The sequence below is a fragment of the Cellulomonas biazotea genome (genome assembly GCF_004306155.1).
GTDB lineage: Bacteria > Actinomycetota > Actinomycetes > Actinomycetales > Cellulomonadaceae > Cellulomonas > Cellulomonas biazotea.
In genome coordinates, this window is the sequence record NZ_BIMR01000041.1 from 1 (window position 1) to 20,673 (window position 20,673).

General features: G+C 73.8%; 20 protein-coding genes, 1 other RNA gene and 1 pseudogene. 10 read left to right on the top strand and 12 right to left on the bottom strand.

Going from position 1 to position 20,673, the window contains the following annotated elements; translation table 11 throughout:
- Positions 1-731 (bottom strand): annotated as a pseudogene (locus tag CBZ_RS04050) (hypothetical protein); the annotation flags it as partial.
- A 110-nt stretch (positions 732-841) separates the two neighbouring features.
- Between CBZ_RS04050 and CBZ_RS04055 the strand changes: the two are divergent.
- Entirely contained in the window at positions 842-1,090 is a 249-nt protein-coding gene (locus CBZ_RS04055) for a DUF202 domain-containing protein (protein WP_130780319.1), read from the top strand.
- 3 nt (positions 1,091-1,093) lie between these two features.
- Here CBZ_RS04055 and arr read toward each other — a convergent pair whose 3' ends face one another.
- Entirely contained in the window at positions 1,094-1,522 is a 429-nt protein-coding gene (gene arr / locus CBZ_RS04060; RefSeq protein ID WP_130780320.1) for an NAD(+)--rifampin ADP-ribosyltransferase, read from the bottom strand.
- Positions 1,523-1,648: 126 nt separating this feature from the next.
- On the opposite strand from arr, the gene CBZ_RS04065 reads away from it, so the two are divergent.
- The 4 genes from CBZ_RS04065 to CBZ_RS04080 all read left to right on the top strand — a co-directional run bounded on the left by CBZ_RS04065 (position 1,649) and on the right by CBZ_RS04080 (position 5,906).
- Positions 1,649-2,254 (top strand): TetR/AcrR family transcriptional regulator, encoded by a 606-nt coding sequence (locus CBZ_RS04065; protein WP_246013032.1) that lies wholly within the window; start codon positions 1,649-1,651, stop codon positions 2,252-2,254.
- A gap of 33 nt (positions 2,255-2,287) precedes the next feature.
- A complete protein-coding gene (gene poxB, locus CBZ_RS04070) occupies positions 2,288-4,006 on the top strand; it encodes a ubiquinone-dependent pyruvate dehydrogenase (protein ID WP_130780322.1) in 1,719 nt (572 codons plus the stop codon).
- A gap of 78 nt (positions 4,007-4,084) precedes the next feature.
- A complete protein-coding gene (locus tag CBZ_RS04075) occupies positions 4,085-5,128 on the top strand; it encodes a type IV toxin-antitoxin system AbiEi family antitoxin (RefSeq protein WP_130780323.1) in 1,044 nt (347 codons plus the stop codon).
- Positions 5,091-5,906: a nucleotidyl transferase AbiEii/AbiGii toxin family protein gene (locus CBZ_RS04080; protein ID WP_130780324.1), complete on the top strand. Its 816-nt coding sequence runs from the start codon at positions 5,091-5,093 to the stop codon at positions 5,904-5,906. The genes CBZ_RS04075 and CBZ_RS04080 overlap by 38 nt, the downstream gene beginning before the upstream one ends.
- Here CBZ_RS04080 and CBZ_RS04085 read toward each other — a convergent pair.
- Positions 5,903-6,634: a helix-turn-helix transcriptional regulator gene (locus CBZ_RS04085; protein ID WP_218022704.1), complete on the bottom strand. Its 732-nt coding sequence runs from the start codon at positions 6,632-6,634 to the stop codon at positions 5,903-5,905. The two genes, CBZ_RS04080 and CBZ_RS04085, sit on opposite strands and share 4 nt — an antisense overlap.
- A 65-nt stretch (positions 6,635-6,699) precedes the next feature.
- On the opposite strand from CBZ_RS04085, the gene folE reads away from it, so the two are divergent.
- The gene (gene folE / locus CBZ_RS04090; protein ID WP_130780325.1) at positions 6,700-7,293 is read left to right on the top strand and encodes a GTP cyclohydrolase I FolE; all 594 of its coding nucleotides are present in this window, start codon (positions 6,700-6,702) and stop codon (positions 7,291-7,293) included.
- 37 nt (positions 7,294-7,330) lie between these two features.
- Positions 7,331-8,536 (top strand): NAD(P)/FAD-dependent oxidoreductase, encoded by a 1,206-nt coding sequence (locus CBZ_RS04095; protein ID WP_130780326.1) that lies wholly within the window; start codon positions 7,331-7,333, stop codon positions 8,534-8,536.
- A 47-nt stretch (positions 8,537-8,583) separates the two neighbouring features.
- On the opposite strand, the gene CBZ_RS04100 is transcribed toward CBZ_RS04095, so the two are convergent.
- From CBZ_RS04100 to CBZ_RS04110, 3 genes are all read right to left on the bottom strand, one after another.
- Positions 8,584-9,375 carry a GNAT family N-acetyltransferase gene (locus CBZ_RS04100; protein ID WP_130780327.1) on the bottom strand — a complete coding sequence of 264 codons (792 nt, stop codon included), beginning with the start codon at positions 9,373-9,375 and terminating at the stop codon, positions 8,584-8,586.
- Positions 9,376-9,464: 89 nt separating this feature from the next.
- Positions 9,465-9,941 (bottom strand): CoA-binding protein, encoded by a 477-nt coding sequence (locus CBZ_RS04105; protein WP_130780328.1) that lies wholly within the window; start codon positions 9,939-9,941, stop codon positions 9,465-9,467.
- A gap of 124 nt (positions 9,942-10,065) precedes the next feature.
- A complete protein-coding gene (locus CBZ_RS04110; protein ID WP_130780329.1) occupies positions 10,066-10,956 on the bottom strand; it encodes an HNH endonuclease in 891 nt (296 codons plus the stop codon).
- A 131-nt stretch (positions 10,957-11,087) separates the two neighbouring features.
- Between CBZ_RS04110 and CBZ_RS04115 the strand changes: the two genes are divergently transcribed.
- A complete protein-coding gene (locus CBZ_RS04115) occupies positions 11,088-11,975 on the top strand; it encodes a nuclease-related domain-containing protein (protein ID WP_246013034.1) in 888 nt (295 codons plus the stop codon).
- 124 nt (positions 11,976-12,099) lie between these two features.
- On the top strand, positions 12,100-12,723 hold the full coding sequence (locus CBZ_RS04120; protein WP_130780330.1) for a VOC family protein: 624 nt from the start codon (positions 12,100-12,102) through the stop codon (positions 12,721-12,723).
- Between the two features lie 454 nt (positions 12,724-13,177).
- Here CBZ_RS04120 and CBZ_RS04135 read toward each other — a convergent pair whose 3' ends face one another.
- The 6 genes from CBZ_RS04135 to CBZ_RS04160 all read right to left on the bottom strand — a co-directional run bounded on the left by CBZ_RS04135 (position 13,178) and on the right by CBZ_RS04160 (position 19,730).
- On the bottom strand, positions 13,178-13,618 hold the full coding sequence (locus CBZ_RS04135; protein WP_130780331.1) for a YdeI/OmpD-associated family protein: 441 nt from the start codon (positions 13,616-13,618) through the stop codon (positions 13,178-13,180).
- A complete protein-coding gene (locus CBZ_RS04140) occupies positions 13,615-14,481 on the bottom strand; it encodes a sigma-70 family RNA polymerase sigma factor (protein WP_130780332.1) in 867 nt (288 codons plus the stop codon). The genes CBZ_RS04135 and CBZ_RS04140 overlap by 4 nt, the downstream gene beginning before the upstream one ends.
- Positions 14,482-14,590: 109 nt before the next feature.
- Positions 14,591-15,748: a class I SAM-dependent methyltransferase gene (locus CBZ_RS04145; RefSeq protein ID WP_246013036.1), complete on the bottom strand. Its 1,158-nt coding sequence runs from the start codon at positions 15,746-15,748 to the stop codon at positions 14,591-14,593.
- 118 nt (positions 15,749-15,866) lie between these two features.
- Positions 15,867-16,235: a transfer-messenger RNA gene (ssrA, locus tag CBZ_RS04150) on the bottom strand.
- A gap of 112 nt (positions 16,236-16,347) precedes the next feature.
- Positions 16,348-18,591: an alpha/beta fold hydrolase gene (locus CBZ_RS04155; RefSeq protein WP_130780333.1), complete on the bottom strand. Its 2,244-nt coding sequence runs from the start codon at positions 18,589-18,591 to the stop codon at positions 16,348-16,350.
- Between the two features lie 53 nt (positions 18,592-18,644).
- On the bottom strand, positions 18,645-19,730 hold the full coding sequence (locus CBZ_RS04160; protein ID WP_246013038.1) for a class I SAM-dependent methyltransferase: 1,086 nt from the start codon (positions 19,728-19,730) through the stop codon (positions 18,645-18,647).
- A gap of 116 nt (positions 19,731-19,846) precedes the next feature.
- On the opposite strand from CBZ_RS04160, the gene CBZ_RS04165 reads away from it, so the two are divergent.
- Positions 19,847-20,673 (top strand): AAA family ATPase (locus CBZ_RS04165; protein ID WP_130780334.1); only part of this gene is annotated, 827 nt, incomplete at its 3' end.

The following is a 20,673-nucleotide window of genomic DNA, read 5'->3' on the forward strand; positions in this document are numbered from 1 at the left end:
GCCGCGCCCTGGGCCGCCGCGGTCACCTCGCCGGCTCCGGCACCGCCCGCGGCCTCGCCGCCAGCAGGTCCGCCGGCCGACCTCCCCTCGGCGACCGGCGTGGGGGGCTTCGCGGCCTCGGCCTTCGCCGCTCCGGCGGCGCTCGCCGTCTCGGCGCGGGCGCCCGAGGTGTCGGGAGGCGCCACCGCACCCGAGACGGCCTGCCGCTGCTTCGCCTTCTCCGCGGCCACCTCCTCACGGGTGGGCGGCGCGGGGGGCTCGCCCTCCTCGACCTCCGGGTGCTCGGCCGCGTAGGCGGCCTTCGCCGTCGCGATCTGCTGCTCGGCCCGCGCTTCCAGGGTCGACGCCATGTCGCGCTGGACGACCGGCGTCCGCTCCGCCGGCACCCGTCCACCGCCTGGACGCTCGGTCCGACGTTCAGCGGGCGCCCGCTCACCGGGCGGGCGCTCACCGGACACCCGTGGGAACGCGCCGCGCCCTCCCACCATCGCCGCGACGGCCCGGTTCCCCGCCGCCCGCTGCAGGCGCAGCAGCGACGCACCGCCCACGGGCGGCGGATCGACCCGGCTGCCCGCGGCGCGTCGCTCGCCGAGCATCGCGACGTCCCGCGCGTCGACGACGCCCGGCTCGACGACCGCCGCCTCGACCTCGGGCCGCACGGCGTCGGCCGTCCGCGGACGCCCCTGCTCCTGCCCGGCGCCGTGCTGGTCCGCGTGCGTGCCCCCACCCACCACGTCAGCGTCGCACCGGCGGAAGGACCGTCCCAGGGCCTCCCCTGCTACCCGATCGGGCAGCCTCAAGGGGCGTCCGCGCCCCCGTCGCGTCGTGCCACGATGGCGAGATGCCCGGGCCCGCACGACGGCGGATCGACCTCACGCACCTGCCGGCGTGGGCGCGGTACGGCCTCGCGCTGGTGGTCGTCGCGGTCGTCGTCCTGCTGGTCGTGCGCCTGCCCGGCTCCGCAGACGAGCCCGCCGACTGGTACTCGACGCTCGTGCAGGTGGGTGCGGTGCTGCTGATCTGCGCCGGCGTGCTGTGGGTCGTCGTCCGGGTCGCCCGCGCGGTGCGACGTCGGCCACCCGACCGCTGACGGTCAGTCGTCGATCGCCTCGACGCCCTGCCGTTCGAGCTCGGCGAGGTGCTCCCGCATGGTCCGCAGCTGCTCGGCGGGGTGCCCGACCCAGTCGGTGAGCTCGCCGACGACACGGACGGGCTCGCGGGTCCGGTACGACTGCGTCGGGTTCCCGGGGAAGCGCTGGTCGGTGACGTCGGGGTCGTCCTCGAGGTCGCCGGTGGGCTCGACGACGTAGATCCTGCCCGGGCCGTCGCCGGCGGCGAGCTCCGCTCCCCAGGTCGCGGCGTCGAGCGTGCGGGTCAGGTACACGTACCCGGCGGCCCGTCCGGCGCCGTAGTTGGAGCGGCGTCCGGCCTCCAGCACCTCGCCGACCCGCAGGTCGGCCTTCGTCCCGTGCAGGTAGGCGCCGGACTCGTGGACCTCGAACGGCACCGGTGCGTCAGCCATGCCCAGCACTGTGCCGTGCGCCGCCGCCCGGACGCCACCGCTGCACCACGCGGTCCGGAGGCGACGTGACCACCGACACCCCGGCCGGACAGGCGGGACGTCGAGGGTGTGCTTATAGTGGACAGCGTGTCCACTAATGCCACGACGACTCGCGCGGGCCGTCCACGGTCCGAGCGCACGCGGCTGGCCATCCTCGACGCCGCCACCGACCTCGCCCTCGCCGGCGGGGCCGTCCCCACGGTCGACGCGGTCGCGTCCCGGGCCGGCGTCTCCCGCACGACGATCTACAAGTGGTGGCCGTCGACGGCCGCGGTCCTGGCCGAGGGGCTGCTCGAGCGGTTCCACGAGAGCATCGAGTTCGACGACGCGCTGCCCGTCCGCCGGGCGGTGACCCTGCAGGTCGACGCCCTGGTCACCCTGCTCCGCGACACGCCCGCAGGCGAGCTGCTGCGCCACCTGCTCGCCGCTGCGGCGAGCGACCGCACCGTCGGGCTCGCGATGCTCGAGCAGTGGCTCGAGCCCCGTCGCGCCCAGGCCGCCCACCACCTGGAGCGCGGCGTCGAGCAGGGCACCGTCCGCGCCGACGTCGACCCCACGCTCGTCGTCGACGTGCTGTTCGCCCCCGTCTACCACCGGCTCGTCTGGGGCCACGCGCCCCTCGACCACGACCTCGCCGCCCAGGTCTGCGACCTGGTGTGGCCGTCCATCGCCGCACCCGCCGCCGCGTCCTGACCTCGCGACGACCCCACCACCGAGAGAAGGACCATGACCACCGTCGCCAAGAACATCGTCGACACCCTCGTCGCCACCGGGGTCAAGCGCGTCTACGGCATCCCCGGGGACTCCCTCAACGGGTTCACCGACGCGCTGCGTGGCTCCGGCATCGACTGGGTGCACGTGCGCCACGAGGAGGCCGCCGCGTTCGCGGCCGGCGCCGAGGCGGCCCTGACGGGTGAGCTCGCCGTCGCGGTCGGCAGCGCCGGGCCGGGCAACCTGCACCTCATCAACGGCCTGTACGACGCGCAGCGGTCCCGCGTGCCCGTCCTGGCGATCGCCGCGCACATCCCGACCGAGGAGATCGGCAGCGGCTACTTCCAGGAGACGCACCCGCAGGAGCTGTTCCGGGAGGCGTCCGTGTACTCGGAGTACGTCGCCTCGCCGACGCAGATGCCGCGCATCCTGCGCACCGCGATCCAGACGGCCCTGGAGAAGCGGGGCGTCGCCGTCGTCGTCATCCCCGGCGACATCGCGCTGTCCGAGGCGCTCGACACCACGGCCACCCCCGTGCGCGCGACCCGCCCCCGGGTGCTGCCCGCGCACGACGAGCTCGCCGAGGCCGCCGCGCTGCTCGGCGACGCGAAGCGCGTGACGATCCTCGCCGGCGCCGGGGCCGAGCACGCCCACGACCAGGTCGTCGCCCTCGCCGGCAAGCTCGCCGCGCCCGTCGTCCACACGCTGCGGTCCAAGCAGTTCGTCGAGCACGACAACCCCTACGACGTCGGCATGACCGGCCTGCTCGGCTTCGCGTCCGGCTACCGCGCGATGGAGTCCGCCGACACCCTCGTCATGCTCGGCACCGACTTCCCCTACCGCGCCTTCCTCCCCGAGAAGGCCAAGGTCGTCCAGATCGACCTGCGCGGCGAGCACCTGGGCCGTCGCACCCCGCTCGCGCTCGGCCTCGTCGGCGACGTCGCCGAGACGGTCGACGCCCTGCTCCCCCTGCTCGACCAGCAGACCGACCGGGAGCACCTCGACGACTCCCTCGCCCACTACGCGAAGACCCGCACGAAGCTCGACGACCTCGCCACCCCGCGCAAGGGGAAGCAGCCGCTGCACCCGCAGTACGTCGCACGCGTCATCGACGAGCTCGCCGCCGACGACGCCGTCTTCATCCCCGACGTCGGCTCCCCCGTCATCTGGGCCGCCCGCTACCTGCACATGAACGGCCGCCGCAGCCTCATCGGCTCGTTCATCCACGGCTCGATGGCCAACGCGCTGCCGCAGGCCGTCGGTGCCGCCGCCGCGACGGGACGCCAGACCATCGCCCTGTCCGGGGACGGCGGTCTCGCGATGCTGCTCGGCGAGCTCCTCACGCTCACGCAGAACCGGCTGCCGGTGAAGGTCGTCGTCTTCAACAACGCGTCCCTGAACTTCGTCGAGCTCGAGATGAAGGCCGCGGGCTTCGTCACCAACGCCACCGGGCTGGAGAACCCGAGCTTCGCGGCGATCGCCGAGGCCGCCGGGCTCAAGGCGTTCCGCGTCGAGCAGTCGTCCGACCTGCGCAGCGCGCTGGCCGAGGCGTTCGCCTACGACGGCCCCGCCCTCATCGACGTCGTCACCGAGCGTCAGGAGCTGACGATCCCGCCGTCGATCAAGCTCGACCAGGCCAAGGGCTTCGCCCTCTACGCGCTGCGCACGCTGCTGTCGGGCCGCGGCGACGAGCTGCTCGACCTGACGAAGGCGAACTTGCGGCAGGTGTTCTGACGGGCGATGCCGTTCGCGTCCGACAGAACGACGCACGGCCTCTTGCACGTCGACACGCCATGCGTTCATTATTGAGCCGTGTTCACTGCCGTTGAACAGCAGCGAGGATCGAACGACCTGATCGACGAGGTCGTCCGGTCCCTCACCGACGTCGGCATCACGGTCACGCGCCGCCGCCGAGCCGACGACGGCGCGACCTCGGACGAGCTCCTCACCCTCGACGCCGGGCCTCACGGTCGGACCACCTACCTGACCGTCGCGAAGCTCGGAGCGGTCGACCGTCGGCTCGCCACGGCCTGGTCGCTCCCGAGTCACCGGCCGCTCCTGCTCGTCGCCCGCCACATCCCCGACCCGGTCGCCGACGTCCTGCGCGCCCGCGGCGTCGACCACGCCGACGCCGCGGGGAACGTCCACCTGTCGTGGTCGGGGCTCCGCATCGACGTCAGCGGGCGACGGCCGCGCATGTCGCCCCCTCCCCGCGTCCCCGACACGACGGCGGCGCGGGCCTTCACCCGTTCGGGCACGAGGGTCGTCTTCGCACTGCTGAGCTGGTCCGACCTTGCCGCCCGCCCGGTGCGCGAGATCGCCACCACCAGCGGCGTCTCGGTCGGCACCGTGCACACCGTGGTGCACGAGCTCACGGCGGCCGGCTACCTCCGCGAGGGCACGAGCGGTCGGGCGCTGAACCGTGGCGGCGAGCTCCTCGACCGGTGGGCGGAGGCCTACACGGTCACCCTGTCGCGCAAGCTGCCCATCGCGTCGTTCGTGCTCCCGGACGCCGACCGGGCGGGAGAGCTCGAGACCGATCTCCTGGCCGAAGGCGCTCAGCTCGGCGGTGAGCTCGCGGCCCACCGGGTCGACCCCCACCTGCACCCGGCGTCAGCCACGTTCTACGTCGAGCGCGTCCCTGCCGCGGTCGTCGCGAAGTACCGGATGCGGCCGGACACCGGAACGGTCCACCTCCGGCGGCGCTTCTGGACCCGGCTCGACGACACGAGCCCGCTCGTCCCCTCCCCGCTCGTCTACGCCGACCTCGTGTCGTCTGGCGACCCACGACAGCGTGAGCACGCGGAGAGGATCCGCGGTGCCGACGATCGACTTGTCGAGCTCGACCGATCCTAGGATCACGGTCGCGAGCGACGTCCTGGCCGAGCTCGCCATCACCGCCGGTCGGCACGGCATCCCGTTCATGGTGATCGGCGCGACGGCGCGCGACATCCTGTCGACCGCCCTCGTCGGCGCGCCACCGGCCCGTGCCACTGCCGACGTCGACATCGCCGTCGCGGTGCCGTCGTGGCGGTCGTTCGACGCGCTCGCCGTCGAGCTCGATCGTGCCGGACGGCGCCGGCACACGTTCGTGGTCTCCGGCCTGCGGGTGGACGTCGTCCCGTTCGGTGGCGTCGAGACCGGAGAGCGCACGATCGCGTGGGGTGACGGCACGGTCATGAGCACGGTCGGCCTGCGCGAGGCGTACGACACCAGCATCACGGCAGCCCTCCCCCACGGGACGGTCGTCCGGGTCCCGTCAGTCGCGGGGCTCACCTCGTTGAAGCTCACCGCCTGGTCGGACCGCCGACTCGAGACGCGGCGCGATGCCGTCGACCTGCAGTCGATCATCGGGTGGTACGCATCCGGCTCGCTGCTCGACGCGCTGTACGAGGACGGCATCGCGCTGCTCGAGGCCTACGACTTCGACCCCGACCTCGCCGCCGCTCACCGCCTCGGGCTCGACATGGCCGCCTCTCTCGGCTCGGCCGCGCCCCGGGCGCTCGCCCTCCTGGACGACGACAACGTGGCCCGCCTGGTCGCCGACATGCCTCCCTCGGTGGCGGACCAGAGCGCGATCCTGCTCGCCCTGCGTGCCGGACTCGGCGGCCACCGCGCGGCGGGTGCGACCTAGCAGAGGTCGCCCGGACGGCGCGCGCTCGCCTGCGACGACTCCAGCACCACGCAGCACCGGTCAGGCTGCGGCTCCAGGCGGGCGGTGACGCTGTCGTGCGCGACCTCGTCCGCGACGGCGGCGACGAGGCACAGGTTGGCGTGGCAGATGAGGTCGGTCTGCGCCTGCGCGAGAGCGTGGAACGGGCAGTTGTGCAGGTCGACGCGGTCGCCGTCGCGGTGCGGCTCGTAGCCGTGCCGGGCCAGGACCTCGGCGGTGCCGTCGAGGGGGTCGGCGTCCGGTTCCGCGGGCGGCGCCTGACGGGCTGCGGCGCGGCCGTAGCCGGCGAACGCGCGGGTCACGGCGTCGAGCACCGGGGAGCCGTCGCGGACGGACTCGGCGACGGCGTCGCTCAGCAGGCGTCCGGCGAGCTCGTACTCCCGGTCGGGCAGCGAGACGGCGACCTCGCGGGGGGAACGCCGGTAGAGCTTCGCGGGGCGTCCGGCGCCGGGGCCGCTGCGGCCGGTCAGCCGGGCGCGGCTGGACGCGAGCAGACCGTCCGTCTCCAGCCGGTCGAGGTGGAACCGGGCCTGGTGGCGGGCGACGCCGACGGCCTCGGCGGCCTGGTCGCGGCTGACGGGCTCGGGCTGGGCGACGACGTACCGGTAGAGCGCGAGGCGCACCGGGTCGGCGAGCGCGCCGATGCTCGCGGCGTCCGCCGCCAGCGTCCCGCTCCGCTCCCGGTCCACGGCGTTGACACTACCGGCGGAAGTTTCTAACGTACAGAGATCTGTTCGTTAGAAACGAGGCCGCGATGACGCTCACGACGACCGACGACCTCCGCCTCGACGCACCCCCGGGCGCCGACCTCGACGCCGCCGAGTCGGCCGCTCGGGCCTTCCTCGCGGCGCTCGGGGTCCGGTGTGACTCCCCCGGCACCGAGCGCAGCCCCCGCCGCATGGCCGAGGCGTACGCCGCGATGCTCGCGCCCCGCCCGTTCGCGATGACGACGTTCCCCAACGACGAGGGCTACGACGAGCTGGTCGTCGTCCGGTCCATCCCCGTGCAGTCCCTGTGCGAGCACCACCTGCTGCCGTTCGTCGGCGTCGCGCACGTCGGCTACCTGCCCGACGGGCGCATCCTCGGGCTGTCCAAGCTCGCGCGCGTCGTCGAGATGTTCGCGCGACGTCCCCAGGTGCAGGAGCGCCTCACCCGCCAGGTCGCGGACTGGCTCGACGCCGAGCTCGCACCCCGCGGTGTCGGCGTCGTCGTCGAGGCGGAACACCTGTGCATGGCGCTGCGCGGGGTCCGCGCCGTCGGGGCGGTGACGACGACGTCCGCGCTGTCGGGCCTCGTCCGGGACTCGCCCGCGACGCGCGCCGAGTTCCTGGCCGCCGTCCACCCCTGATCGTCCGCCCCGTCCGACCCAACCCCAGGAGGTCGTCATGTCCGGAACCGTCGTCGTCGGCGCGGGCCTCGCCGCCGCGCACGTCGTCCAGACCCTGCGCGACGAGGGCGACACCGGACCGATCACCCTGGTCGGTGAGGAGCCCGACCGACCCTACGAGCGACCGCCGCTGTCCAAGGGGTACCTGCAGGGTGCGTCGCCGCGGGACGACGTCTTCGTCCACGACACGGGCTGGTACGACGACCACGACGTGACCACCCGGTTCGGCACCGTGGCCGTCGCGCTCGACCGGGCGGCGCGCACCGTGACGCTCTCCGACGGCGACACCCTCTCCTACGACCACGTCGTCCTCGCGACCGGCTCCCGCCCCCGCACCCTCGACATTCCCGGTGCGCGGCTCGACGGCGTGCGGACGCTGCGCACGCTCACCGACAGCGACGCGCTGCGCGCCGACCTCGTCGCCGGCCGTCGCCTGGTGGTCGTCGGCGGCGGCTGGATCGGCTTGGAGGTCGCCGCCGCCGCGCGACTCGCCGGGCTCGACGTCACCGTGCTCGAGTACGCGGCGCAGCCGCTGCTGCGGGTGCTCGGTCCGCAGGTCGCGGCGTTCTTCGCGGACCTGCATCGTCGCCACGGCGTCGACCTGCGCACGGGCGTGGGCGTCGAGGGGTTCGAGGGGACGTCCGGGCGGGTCATAGGTGTCCGCGCGGGCGGCACGGTCATCCCCGCGGACCTCGTGCTCGTCGGCGTCGGCGCCGCCCCGAACGTCGCGCTCGCCCGCGCCGCGGGCCTGGCCGCCGACGACCGTGGCGTCGCCGTCGACGAGCACCTTCGCACGGCCGACCCAGCCGTCCTCGCCGCCGGGGACGTCGCGCTCGCGCACCACGCCACGCTCGGGCACGCGCTGCGCGTCGAGCACTGGGACAACGCGATCCGCCAGGGTGCGCTCGCCGCGCGCTCCATCCTCGGCCGGCCCGACGTCTACGACTGGCAGCCGTACTTCTACACCGACCAGTACGACCTCGGGATGGAGTATGTCGGGCACGCCGACTCCGACGACGAGGTCATCGTGCGGGGCGACCCCGCGGGCGGGGAGGTCGTCGTGTTCTGGCTACGGGACGGGATCGTGCGGGCCGCGATGAACGTCAACGTCTGGGACGTCAACGACCGCCTCCGCGCGCTCGTCGGCCGGACGGTCGCACGCGAACGCCTCGCCGACCCCGCGATCCCTCTGGAGGAGCTGTAGCACCCGTCGTCGCGTGCGCGCGGCTCCGAGCCGCGCCCTGGGTCCCGTCAGTCGCGCGGGTCGGACGCGCTCACGCGGTAGTACGGCGTCCGGGTCGTCGGCACGAAGCCCAGCGAGCACGCGAGCCGGTACGAGCCGACGTTCTCCTCCCGGCACGACCACACAGGCGTGAGTCCCGCGTCGACCGCGACCTCGACCATCGCCGCCGCGACCGCGACCGCGAGGCCTCGCCGCCGCCACGACTCGGCCGTCTCGATCCCGATCTCCAACCGTTCGCCGGACCGGTAGGACGCGAACGCCATCGCCCCGACCACGCCGTCCCGTTCCAGCACGACCCCGCCGCCGTGCGCCAGGAACGACGCCGCGTCCGGCCAGAACCCGCTCGGCACGACCGACCCCGGCCACGCGAAGTCGTCGGCCGTGGCCCGTCGCGCAACCCACCCCGCGGGCGGCGCGAGCGTGGCCCGTCGGGCCGCGAAGGCCTCGACGTCGAACGCGAAGTTCACGCGCACGTGCCGCGTGGTCGTCGCCGTCCGCCCGGCCGCGTCGGCCTCGGTCGCAGCCCCGACGCGCAGGGCGTCGTCCCAGCCGAGCCCGTCCCACCGCGGCTCGGCCTGCAGCCACTCCTCCCCGGTGCTCCTGCCGGTCAGGTGGGCCACGACCAGCGGGAACGCCTCGTCGACGGCCGGCCCCCACACGAACGACATGCCGTACGGGTGCACGACGTGGAACGCCCCCGGGTCGACGTCCCGGTCCGTCCACAGCGGTGCGCCACGGTCGAGCGCCGCCACCGCGAACATCGTGTTGGTCGGCACGGCGTCCAGTGCCCGTCGCGCCACGTCGCGGACCACGTCCTCGCGCGCGGTTCGTCTGCCGCCGTCGCGTCGCCCGCCCTCGCCGACGTCGGTCGCCGACCTGCCGACGGCGCTCACACCTGCCGCGGGATCCGACGCGTCAACGACAGGACGCGGCACATGATGCGGTGCCCGCGGTCGGCGTGCGGCCCGTACATCAGCGGGCAGCCGCCGTCGATCACCGTCAGCCCCGCGTCGCGGCCCAGCCGTGTCGCCTCGTCGTCCACGCTCCCCCGGTCGATCGACCGGTGCATCCACACCTGCGTGACGCCGAGGTCGATCGCCTCCTGCACGGTCGCCGCCGCGTGCTCCGGCCGCGTCGCCACGACCACCGCCTCGACCCCACCGGGGATCGCGGCCAGGCTCGCGTACGTCGGGTCTCCCTCGACGGACTCCGCGTTCGGGTTCACCGCGAACACCTCGTACCCGAGCTCCCGCAGACGGCAGTACACGACGTTGCCGCCGTGGCTGCCCGGCGTGCGGGACACCCCCGTGACGGCGATCCGTCGACTGTCGAGGAAGGCCTCCGCCGCGGTCGTGATGCTGGTCATCGCCACTCCTGCCCCTGTCGTCACGCCGACGCTAGTGACGGCGGTCACGCATGCCCAGGGACCAAAGGACCGGAATCGGCGGACGCGGCACTACGCCCACGGTGAGGGTCCGCAGCGCGAACCCTCACCGCGACGCGAACTGCTCCCAACGCCACGCGAGCAGGTCGCGGCCAGGCGCGTCCGCCGGGCGACGGGGCAGCGTGATCCGGTGACCGTGCATCGCCTGGAGCCCGTGCCGGAGCATCGGGCCGTCGACCTCGTCGAGCAGGTCACGATCGAGGTGGATGACGTGGTCCGGGCTGACACCGAGCAGGTTCTGGTCGTACGCGGCGTGATGGATCTTGCAGAGGGCCAGCCCGTTCGCCGTCGTCGGGACGCCGAGCGCCTCGCCGTCGGGGACGATGTGCGCCGCGTCGAGCAGCGAGCCGTGCGCGAGCCGGCACATCGCGCACCGCGTCTCGTACGCGAGCAGCACACGCGTCCGGAACGCGGGCTGGTGGAGCCGCTGACGCGCGAGCCGCAGACCGTACCGACGTTGGTCGACGGTGAGGTCCTTGAGGTCACCCATGAACCGGAACGACTCGTCGAGCGCGACCAGGAACGTGCGGTCCTCCGGGTAGTCGTCGACGACGTAGACCGGTGCGATCGGGGTGTAGTAGTTGGGCACCTCCTTGCGGAACAGGATCAGCGGCATGCCCGTCGTGATCGCGTTGCGCAGCTTCGCGTTGTCGCCGCCGAACGGGTCACCGTCGCGGTACGCGTAGTGCAGGAGGCCGTCCTCCTCGCTCTCGATGTCGTCGTACGGTCCGTGGGCAGACGACACGATCGCGAGCGTCGAGCCGAACTCCGCGGGGTTCCTGATCCCCCGCGAGTAGTCGATGATCGGCAGTCGCCGGTTCCCCACCGTGAACCGCAGGAGCTCCTCCCGGTGCAGGAACCCACCGTTGGCCTCCGCCCTCTCCTGCACCCAACGGATGATCTGGTCGCGCAGCGCGGCCTCGACGGCGGTATCCACGACGAGAGCTCACCAGCCACGGCGCGGTGCGGCAAGGACCAGACGGTCCAGGTCGTCGCGTCGTGTCTCCACGTCGGACCGATGCCCCGCCCGCACTTGAGCACGGTGCGTCGTCAGCCGATCACCCCAGCATGGCGACACCGATCGAGGGCGCTCCCGCCGACGTCAAGGTCATGCGACTGCGGTACGCCGGCACGTGCTGCCTGTGCGGCGTCGGGCTCGATGCCGGCACGCGAGCGTCGTACGACCGTTCGGCGAAGACAGTCGCGTGCCTGACGTGCCCGGGCGGAAGCGTCGTGACGGTCGAGACCGAGGTCGCCGCGACGACGTCCTTCGTACCCGAGCCTCGCCCCGCGCCGGTGGAGACCGGCGCGGCCGGAGCGTCCGCGCGGCGCGAGTACGAACGTCGCGCGGCCAAGCGGGAGACGCGGATCCGAGAAGCGCACCCGCGACTGGGTGGCCTGATCCTGGCACTGTCGGACGAGCCTCAGAGCACGACGGCGTGGGCCCGGGGCGCCAAGGGAGAGGAGCTGCTCGGCCAGCGCCTCGACGCGCTGCGCGACCGCGGCGTCCGGGTGCTCCACGATCGCCGCATCCCCCGGACCAGGGCCAACATCGACCACATCGCCGTCAGCCCCGGCGGCGTCGTCATCATCGACGCCAAGCGCTACCGAGGGCGACCGCGCCTGGTCGTCACCGGCGGCCTCCTCCGACCCCGCACGTCGGCGCTGTTCGTCGGGTCTCGCGACTGCACCACGCTCGTCGACGGGGTCCACAAGCAGGTCACGCTCGTGAGGTCAGCGCTCGACGACGCCGGTCTGCCCGAGGTTCCCGCGCGCGGGATGCTCTGCTTCGTCGACGCCGACTGGCCGGTCTTCGGCGGCTCGTTCACGGTCGACGGCGTCGACGTCCTCTGGCCCAAGAAGGCCGCCGAGCAGCTCGTGGCTCCGGGAGGCCTCACTCCAGGCGCGGTCGAGGACGTCCACCGAGTGCTGGCGGAGGCGTTCCCGGTTGCCTAGGGCGAGGCGCAGCGCCGCGACGGCTCGTCAGGCGGATGCGCCCGGGTGCGGGCTCGGCGCTGTCACACTCGTGCGACCGCACGCGTCAGGAGGGTGACTCACCCCTTCGACGATTGGGCAGACCATGACCGACATCGCGCACGTCACCCTCGAGGTGACCGACCAGGCCTCGGCCGAGGCGTTCTACCGGACCGTCTTCGGGCCCGACCTCCCCGTCCAGGTGCGGGGGTCCGACGCCCCGACGACCGGGTTCCGCGGCTTCACCGTGGGTGTGGACCTGCGCGGCCCGGCGGCCGTCGACGACGTCTTCGCGAGGGCTCTCGCGGCGGGCGCCACGGCCATCAAGCCTCCCGAGGCGCAGCAGTGGGGCGGCTACTCCGGCGTGCTGCGGGCGCCCGACGGGAGCGTCTGGAAGCTCGCGACGTCGGCGGCGCCGGGTGCGGGTGGCGCCGACCCGACGATCGAGCGGGTCGTGCTGCTGCTCGGCGTGGCGGACGTCGCGGCGAGCACGCGGGCGTACGTCGACCGCGGGTTCGAGGTCGCGAAGGACTACGGCCAGTACGTCGAGCTCGAGCCCGGCGACGGGGCCGTGACGCTCGGCCTGTACGAGCGGACGGGGCTCGCGGCCGAGTTCGGCGTCGATCCCGAGGGCTCGGGCGCGCACGGTCTGGCGATCGGCGTCGTCGGCGGCGGGTTCGTGGACGTCGACGGCTTCGCGTGGGAGACCGCGCCGGCGCTCGAGGCCTGACGCGTGCACGTCCACGTGCACCGGGCGTTCCTCCCGCACCTCGACCCGGCGTCGTCACTCGTGCTCTACAGCGACACGCTCGGTCTCGAGGTCCGGGAGGACGTCGGCTCGGGGGCGATGCGGTGGCTGACGTTCGGTCCGGGCGTCGGCTGCGGCCCGGCGCTCGTGCTGGGGCCGCCCGTGTCGTCGCCGGGAGTCACCGACGAGGAGCACCGCACCGTCCGGGCGCTGATGGCGAAGGGCGTCTACGCCGGCGTCGCGCTGGCGACGGCCGACCTGGCCGGTGCGTTCGAGCGGCTCGCGTCATGCGCGCCGCCTCGCGACGACGCGCAGCACCCGGGTCAGCGCTCCTCGACGACCCGCACCACGTTCCCCGACGGGTCGAGGAACGAGAAGTCGACGCCGCCGAACGGCCGGTGCGCGGGCTCCTGCAGCACCTCGACGACGTCGGCTCCTACGCCCGCGCGACCAGCGTCTCGACGAGCGCGGCGATCCGCCGGCGCCGCGTCTCGGGCGTCTTCGCCCCCTCGACGGTCCGGACGTGCTGCCGACGCTGGCTCACCGTGAGCCGCTCGTAGGCGGCTCGGGCGGCGGGCTCGGCAGCCAGGGCGGCGACGAGGTCGTCGGGCTCCTCGACGACCACGGGCGCGGTGTCGAGCTCGACGTCGACCTCCACCTCGTCACCGACCGCGACGCCGGTCGCCGACCGGTGCGCGTTGCTGAGCCCGATGAGGTGGCGGCCGCGCATGATCGCGATGCGCGTGCTCCATGTGTGACCGTGGAGCGTGACGGTGACGCGCGGCCGTGCACCTCCGTCGAGCGCGCGGACGACGTCGGGTGGGACCTCCAGCCCGCGCATCGGCTCGTTCGGCTCGACCTGCGTGCGGAACCTCATGCGTCCACGCTCCTTTCCTCGCTGCCTGCCGGGACGATGCTGAGGGTGGCGAGGACCTCGGGATCGGCGATGAGCTCGATCTCGGCGACCAGACCACCGACGAGATGGAACGCGAACGCGACGCTCACCTGACCGCCGACCACCCACGCGAGCCCCGGCTCGTCGTCGACGAGGACCGGCTGCGCGCCCCGCGCTCCCCCGCGGAACCGGCCCGCGACGGCGGCGGCCCCGTCGTACAGCGCCTCCGCCCCCATCCGCTGGCCCGCGACGTCGGCGCGCATCACCGCGTCGGGCGAGAGCAGGTCCAGCAAGGACCCCAGCTCCCCGCCGCGCGCCGCCGCGAGGAACGCGTCCACGACGTGCCGGCTGTCCGCACGGGCGGACCGCTCGTCCACCGGCTCGGGGGCTCCGCGCAGTCGCAGCCGTGCACGGCTCGCGAGCTTGCGCACCGCGGTCTCCGAGCGGCCCATCACCTCGCTGATCTCGTCGAACGGGTAGCCGAACACGTCGTGCAGGACGAACGCGGCGCGCTCCGCCGGTGCGAGGACGTCGAGGACGACCTGCATGGCACCGCCCACACGGTCGGCGAGCAACGCGTCGGCCTCCGGGTCGACGCCGTCCGGCACCGCGCTAGGCGCCTGTGCCTCGGCCGTCGAGCGCGTCCGCCGCTTGCGCAGGTGGTCGAGGCACAGCCGCGTGACGACGGTCGTCAGCCACGCCGGCGGGTCGTCGACGCCCTCGGCGCGCGAGAAGCGCAGCCAGGCCTCCTGGACGACGTCGTCCGCCTCGGCGCTGGCACCGAGGATGCGCGCGGCGATCGCTGTGAGGCGTCCGCGCTCGGCCTCGAACAGGGTGGGGTCCACGGTCGTCACAGTGTCCTGACGTCCGGGGGCGGCGCAATGTGACCACTCCACGCCGGGCTCCCCGATCGCATGCGGGCCGTGCGCCGCGGGCTGCCGCCGCGTCAGGGGGTCAGCGCGCGTGCCGCGTGGACACCGTCACCGTGAACTTCGGGTCCCGGCCGACCTGCCGGGTCGGTCCGACCACGCTCTCCAGCGTCGGCCGATACCGCAGATGCGAGTTCCACACCGCCCACAGCTCCCCGCCGGGCCGCAGCACCCGGACCGCCTCCGCGAAGAGCGAGCGGGCGACCCCCGAGTGCACCGCCGCACCCACGTGGAACGGCGGGTTGAGCAGCACGACGTCGACGCTCGCGTCGGAGACCGGCCCGGCGCCGTCCGCGCGCACGACGTCGACGCGGTCCGCCAGACCGTTCGCCTCGACCGTCGCGCGGGCGGACGCCACCGCGGCCGCTGACTCGTCGGTCGCCGTGACGGTCAGCCCCGGGCGTACCCGCGCGAGCGAGACGGCCAGCACACCCGTGCCGCAGCCGAGGTCGACAGCGGACGCAGCGTTCGCCGGCATCGCGTCGAGGTGCCGGAGCAGCGCGCGCGTCCCGATGTCGATCCCCGTCCCCGCGAAGGCACCCCCGTGGGCGCACACCGTGAGGCCGAGGTCCGGGTGCACCTGCGACTCGGGCCAGCGCGGCGCCGGCCGCTCGCTCGCCGGACGCGGCACCGACGCCACGAGCACGCGCGACTTCTGCCGGGCGAGGCGCGCCTGCACGTCGGCGAAGTGACGGCGCAGGACGTCGTTCATTGCGGTCGTCATGTGCTTGACCCGGCCGCCCGCCACGACCACGACGTCGGGGTGAGCATGCTCGGCGACCAGGCCGGCGACCTCGTCGAGCGCGTCGAGCGACCGCGGAAGCTGCAGCAGCACCAGCCGCGCACCGGACACGAGCTCCGGCGTCAGCCCGAGCGACGTGAAGCCGCCGAGCCCGAGCCGCTCGGCGTTCGCCCGGAGCGCCTGCTCACCGAGCAGCCGGTCCTGGTGGGTGCGGACGCCGGACAGGCCGTGGCGCGTGATCGCGCCGAGCGTCAGCGCGCCGTGGTGGTCGCCGATCACGACGACGTCCGAGCCCGCCGCTCCCGCCAGCGCGGACGCGGCCTCGTCGAGGATCAGCCGGTCGCTCGCGTCGACCGCATGCAGGTTCGGCGCCTCGACGTCGGGGTAGCGCCGAAGGTCGGCAAGCACGTCGGTCTTGTCCTGGCCCACCTCGTCATCCACGCGACCGAGGCTAACGGGCCCCACGTGCGTCGATCCCCACGGTGCGCGGCTCGCAACGCAAACGGGCCGGACCCCGAGGGGCCGGCCCGTTTCTGTCGATGCCCTGAGGACATCGCATGGGTGGAGGTGGCGGGAATCGAACCCGCGTCCGGTGACGAAAAACCAGGGCTTCTCCGGGTGCAGTCCGTGATGGATTTTCTCAGCCCCCACCACTCCCACGGACGAGAAGGTGGACGGGCTCAGTCAGCTAGAAGTCCCGCTCATCACACTGACGATGATGAGCAGCAGTGGCTCTCTAGATGACGCCGGGAACTAAGTCGAGAGCGTACTTAGGCCGACGGACTTCGAGGCTCGCTCAGGCGGCGAGGGCGAAGTCGGTGCGCTTGTTATCGGCACCTATGATTTGCACGGAGCGTTGACGAGATAACCGTGCGTCCTCGACCCGCTTCTCCTGGCTCGACGATCACCGTCGAAACCGATCACCCCCATGTTCAGTTATCAACTGGCTGGACCCGAGCACGCTCGGGGGCAGCGCGGACCAGACTACTGCCCCAACGTCGCGGGCGTCGCACTGATTCCCGCGACGCCGTGCGCACGGCTCAGACGAGGTCCGCCAGCATGGCTGCCGCCCGCGCGGCGCCGTCGGTCTCGACGGCCCGGTACGCGACCTCCCGGCCGACCTCCTTCGCGACGGCCTCGGCGAGCCCGTCGGGGTCCATAGCGGCCTCGTAGGGCAGGTACCGGCCGGCCTCGTAGCGGTCGAGGCGGGCGCGGACGTGGAACGTCTGCTCGAAGTGGTGCTGGAGGGGGACGTACACGAACGGCTTGCGCAGGGCGGTGAGCTCCATGCAGGTGGTGAGGCCGCCCTGGACGACGGCGACGTCGCACGCGGCGGACAGGCGGTACAGGTCGGGGACGTAGCCGAGGACGGTCGCGCCGGCGGGTGCGGGCAGGGACGCCGGGTCGATGCGGGGGCCGGCGACGACGACGAACCGCAGGTCGGGGGCGAGTGCGCGTGCGGCGGGGACGGCGTCGAGGACCCGGCGGAGCAGAGGCTCGCCGACGCCGGACCCGCCCACGGTCACGACGCACAGCCGCTCGTCGGCGGCGACGCCGAGCGACGCGCGCACGGTCTCGGCCTCACCGACGACGGCGTCGGTGTCGAACCCTGTGACGTACCCCGCGAAGGCGTAGTTGTCGGCGGTCCACGAGCGGATCGACGGCAGCCCCGGCCCGAACGGCTGGTCGACGACGTCGTCGAGCGACCCGACGAACACCGACTGGTCCCGCACCCGCCCGAACCGTGCCCGCTGCGAGATCATCTCGGCGTTGTAGTCGGCGGTGAGCGCGGCCTCGGACGCCCCGCCGTCGGGCATTGGCAGCCACCCCACGAAGTCGGTCATCCACGCGAACGCGAACCGCTTGAGCTCGGGGTTCTCGTGCAGGAAGTAGTCGACGTCCCACGCCTCGTCGCCGATCACGAGGTCGTAGTCGCCGGACGCGACGACGTCGGAGAAGACCATGAAGTTGTTCACCAGGATCTCGTCCATGCGGCGGATCGCCTGGAAGGCGTGCAGGTCGTGCTCGCCGGCCTCGTGCTCGATGTGGCCGGACTCGTTGCGCAGCCACGCGGACGCGGGGTGGATGCGCTCGCCGTGCTGGGCGAGGACGCGCGTGACGGGGTGCTGGGCGAGCCAGTCGACCTGCAGGTCGGGGCGCTGGGCGCGCAGCTCGGCGGCGATGGCGACGTCACGCTGCGCGTGGCCGAGGCCGATGGGCGACGAGAGGTAGAGGGCGCGCTTCGGTCGGCGAAGTGCGCGGGTCCACGTGCGACGGGTCGGGGTCGTCGCGGCGTCCCAGGCGGGCGGGACCGACGACCCGGTGACCTGCTGCACGAAGTCGTGGATGAGGTGGTTGACCTTCACCGGGTCGCGCGCGGGCGGTCCGTGCCCGGCGCCGTCGAGGACGACGAGCGACCCGCGCGTCAGCTCGGCGAGCCGCTCGCCGAACGCCAGCGGCCGGATGCGGTCGTCCGACCCGTGGACGACGAGCACGGAGCATGTCACGGCACGCGCGAGCGGGACGATCGACTCGCACACGGCCCCGTCGCACCCGAGCCGCCCGGCGGTGGTGTCGGCGAGGACGGCAGGGGTGATCTCGTGCGCCCACGCGATGCAGTCCTCGATCTGCTTGGTGGAGTGCGGCTCGGAGAACATCCGGCCGAAGAAGAACTCGAGGAAGTCGTCGTAGCCGCCGCCGAGCCAGTAGTGCTTGTTGTACTTCGCCCAGCCCTCGCTGGTGTCGAGCGGCTGGTCCCACGGCACGTGGTCGCGCCCGGGGGTCGGGACGTCGAGCCCGCAGGAGGGGGCGATCGCGACGATCCCCTGCGCGCGCGACGGGTGGCGCGCCGCGAGGTGCACGGCCCAGGCCGCACCGCAGGACAGCGTGACGAGGACGGCCGACGCGGTCGACGTGGCGTCGAGGACGGCGAGCAGGTCGGCCGCGTACTCGGTGTCGGTGTAGGCGGCGGCGCCGGCGGGCCGACCGGACCGGCCGCTCCCCCGGCCGTCGAACGTGACGACGCGGTAGTGGCGCGACAGGTAGCCGACCTGGGCCTTCCAGAACCGCGACGGCACGATCGACCAGGTCGGCACGAGGACGACGGTCGTCGGCGCGGCGTCGTTGTAGACGGACCACACGACGGGCACGCCGTCGCGCACGACGACACCCTCGAGCTCCGCGTCGGCGGCCCGGCTGGGGTGCGCGAACGCGGCGCCCGGTGGGGACGCCGGGGCGGGTGGCGACGCGGGGTCCGGGCGTGCGACCCGGGGGCCGTGGCTCACAGACGCAGTCTGTCCCGCCACGGCCGCCGGGTCACCCTTCTCGGTGAAGGGACTCACGGCCGGATCTCGAACACGTTGTTGAACGGCGTGAACGCGGCGGTGCCGAACGTGCTGAACCCGGCGGTCGTCGCGACGTCGCGGATGCGCGCCGGGCCGGCCTGCGTGCCGAGCGCGAGGCCGACGTCCTGCGACAGCGACGCGGGCGTGCACAGCAGCGTCGAGAAGCCGTAGTACGTGCGCCCGACGGGGTTGAGGTTGTCCTCGACCCGGTCGCCCGCCATCGGCTCGACGACCATCCACGTGCCGTCCTCGGCGATGGCCTGCCGCACGTAGCGGGCGGCGCCGACCGGGTCGCCCATGTCGTGCAGCGAGTCGAACATCGCGACGAGGTCGTAACCGGTGCCCGAGAACGCGGTGGCCGGCGCGACCTCGAACGTCACACGGTCGGACACCCCGGCCTCCTCGGCGCGTGCCCGCGCGACCGCGATCGACGCGGCGTGGTAGTCGGACCCGACGAACGTCGAGCTCGGGAACGCCTGCGCCATGAGGATCGTCGACGCGCCGTGCCCGCACCCGACGTCCGCGACGCGCGCCCCGGCCTGGAGCTTCTCGACGACCCCGTCGAGCGCGGGCAGCCAGTCGTTGAGCAGGTGCCCGTTGTACATCGTGCGGAAGAACCTCTCGCAGCCGTGGTGCACGTCGCCGTTGTGGGCGTGCCAGCCCAGGCCGTCGCCGTCGGTGGCGGCGGTGAGGATCTCCGGGGCGTCCCGGACCGTGCCGGCGGCGAGCTGGAAGAACCCGGGCAGGTAGGCGGGGCTCGTCGGGTCGGCGAGCGCGACGGCGTGCTCGGCGGGCAGCGTGTACCGCCGCGTCTGCGGGTCGTAGGTGACGTAGCCGCCGGCGGCCTGCGCGGACAGCCACTCGCGGGCGTACGGCTCGCCGGTGCCGGTGCGCTCGGCGAGCTCGGCGGGCGTCAGGGCGCTCCCGTCGGCGAGCGTGCGGTAGTACCCGAGCTTGTCGCCCATGACGACGAGCGCCGTGTTGAGCGTCGCGCCGACCTCGTCGACGGCGCGGAACACGAAGGACATGAGCTTGTCGGGGTCGATGGCGCGCTGCGGCGCGTCGGCCTGGAGGGTCACGATGGTCTCCTTGAAGCGGAAGGTGGGATGGACGACTTGTCCGTTTCCGACCTTCCCGGCCACGCACCTCGCGTCGCATCAGGGGGTCCCCCTGGGGTCGTCCCTAGAGTGGGACGGTGCTGGTCGGCCGCGAGCGCGAGCGTCAGGTCATCCGTGCCCTGACCGCCGCCGCGCGCGTCGGTGAGGGCGGGACGCTCGTCGTCGTCGGCGAGGCGGGCATCGGCAAGACGGCCCTGCTGCGCGACGCGACCGCGGAGGCCGCGACGCACGGGATGCGGACCCTGCAGGCGCAGGGCGTGGAGGCGGAGCGGGAGGTGCCGTTCGGCGGGCTGCTGCAGCTCCTGCGGCCGGTCCTCGACCACCTGGACGCGCTGCCCGCGCCGCAGGCGGAGGCGCTGGGCGCGGCGCTCGCGCTGCGGCCGGGGTCGGCGGGCGAGCGGTTCGCGGTGGGCGCGGGGGTGCTGGGGCTGCTGAGCCGGGTCGCGGAGGACGAGCCGCTCGCGCTCGTCGTCGACGACGCGCACCTGCTGGACCCGCCGACGGCGCAGGCGCTGACGTTCGCGGCGCGGCGGCTGACCGCGGACCCGGTGGTCGTGCTGCTGTCGGCGCGCGACGAGCACCCCTCGACGGTCCTCACCGCAGGGCTCCCGACGCTGTCCCTCACGGGCCTGGGGCCGGAGGACGCCGACGCACTGCTCGCCGACGCCGGTCGACGGACGTCCGCGGGCACCCGGTCGCGGCTGCTCGCGTCGACCGGCGGCAACCCGCTCGCGCTGCTGGAGCTGCCCGACGACGTCGCGCTCGACGCCCTGCCCGACGGCGCGCCGATCCCGGTGCCGGCGTCGATCGCGCGGTCGTTCGCGGCCCGCGCCGACGCGCTGTCCCCCGCGGCCCGGACCGCGCTGCTCGTGGCGTCGGCGGCCGGCGGCGACCTCGCGGCGGC

Bases quoted from the DNA above. Each gene is read 5' to 3' on its own strand.
- CBZ_RS04055 (WP_130780319.1), top strand. From the start codon at position 842: ATGCCCGGGCCCGCACGACGGCGGATCGACCTCACGCACCTGCCGGCG.
- arr (WP_130780320.1), bottom strand. From the start codon at position 1,522: ATGGCTGACGCACCGGTGCCGTTCGAGGTCCACGAGTCCGGCGCCTAC.
- poxB (WP_130780322.1), top strand. From the start codon at position 2,288: ATGACCACCGTCGCCAAGAACATCGTCGACACCCTCGTCGCCACCGGG.
- folE (WP_130780325.1), top strand. From the start codon at position 6,700: ATGACGCTCACGACGACCGACGACCTCCGCCTCGACGCACCCCCGGGC.
- CBZ_RS04095 (WP_130780326.1), top strand. From the start codon at position 7,331: ATGTCCGGAACCGTCGTCGTCGGCGCGGGCCTCGCCGCCGCGCACGTC.
- CBZ_RS04105 (WP_130780328.1), bottom strand. From the start codon at position 9,941: ATGACCAGCATCACGACCGCGGCGGAGGCCTTCCTCGACAGTCGACGG.
- CBZ_RS04115 (WP_246013034.1), top strand. From the start codon at position 11,088: ATGGCGACACCGATCGAGGGCGCTCCCGCCGACGTCAAGGTCATGCGA.
- CBZ_RS04120 (WP_130780330.1), top strand. From the start codon at position 12,100: ATGACCGACATCGCGCACGTCACCCTCGAGGTGACCGACCAGGCCTCG.
- CBZ_RS04135 (WP_130780331.1), bottom strand. From the start codon at position 13,618: ATGAGGTTCCGCACGCAGGTCGAGCCGAACGAGCCGATGCGCGGGCTG.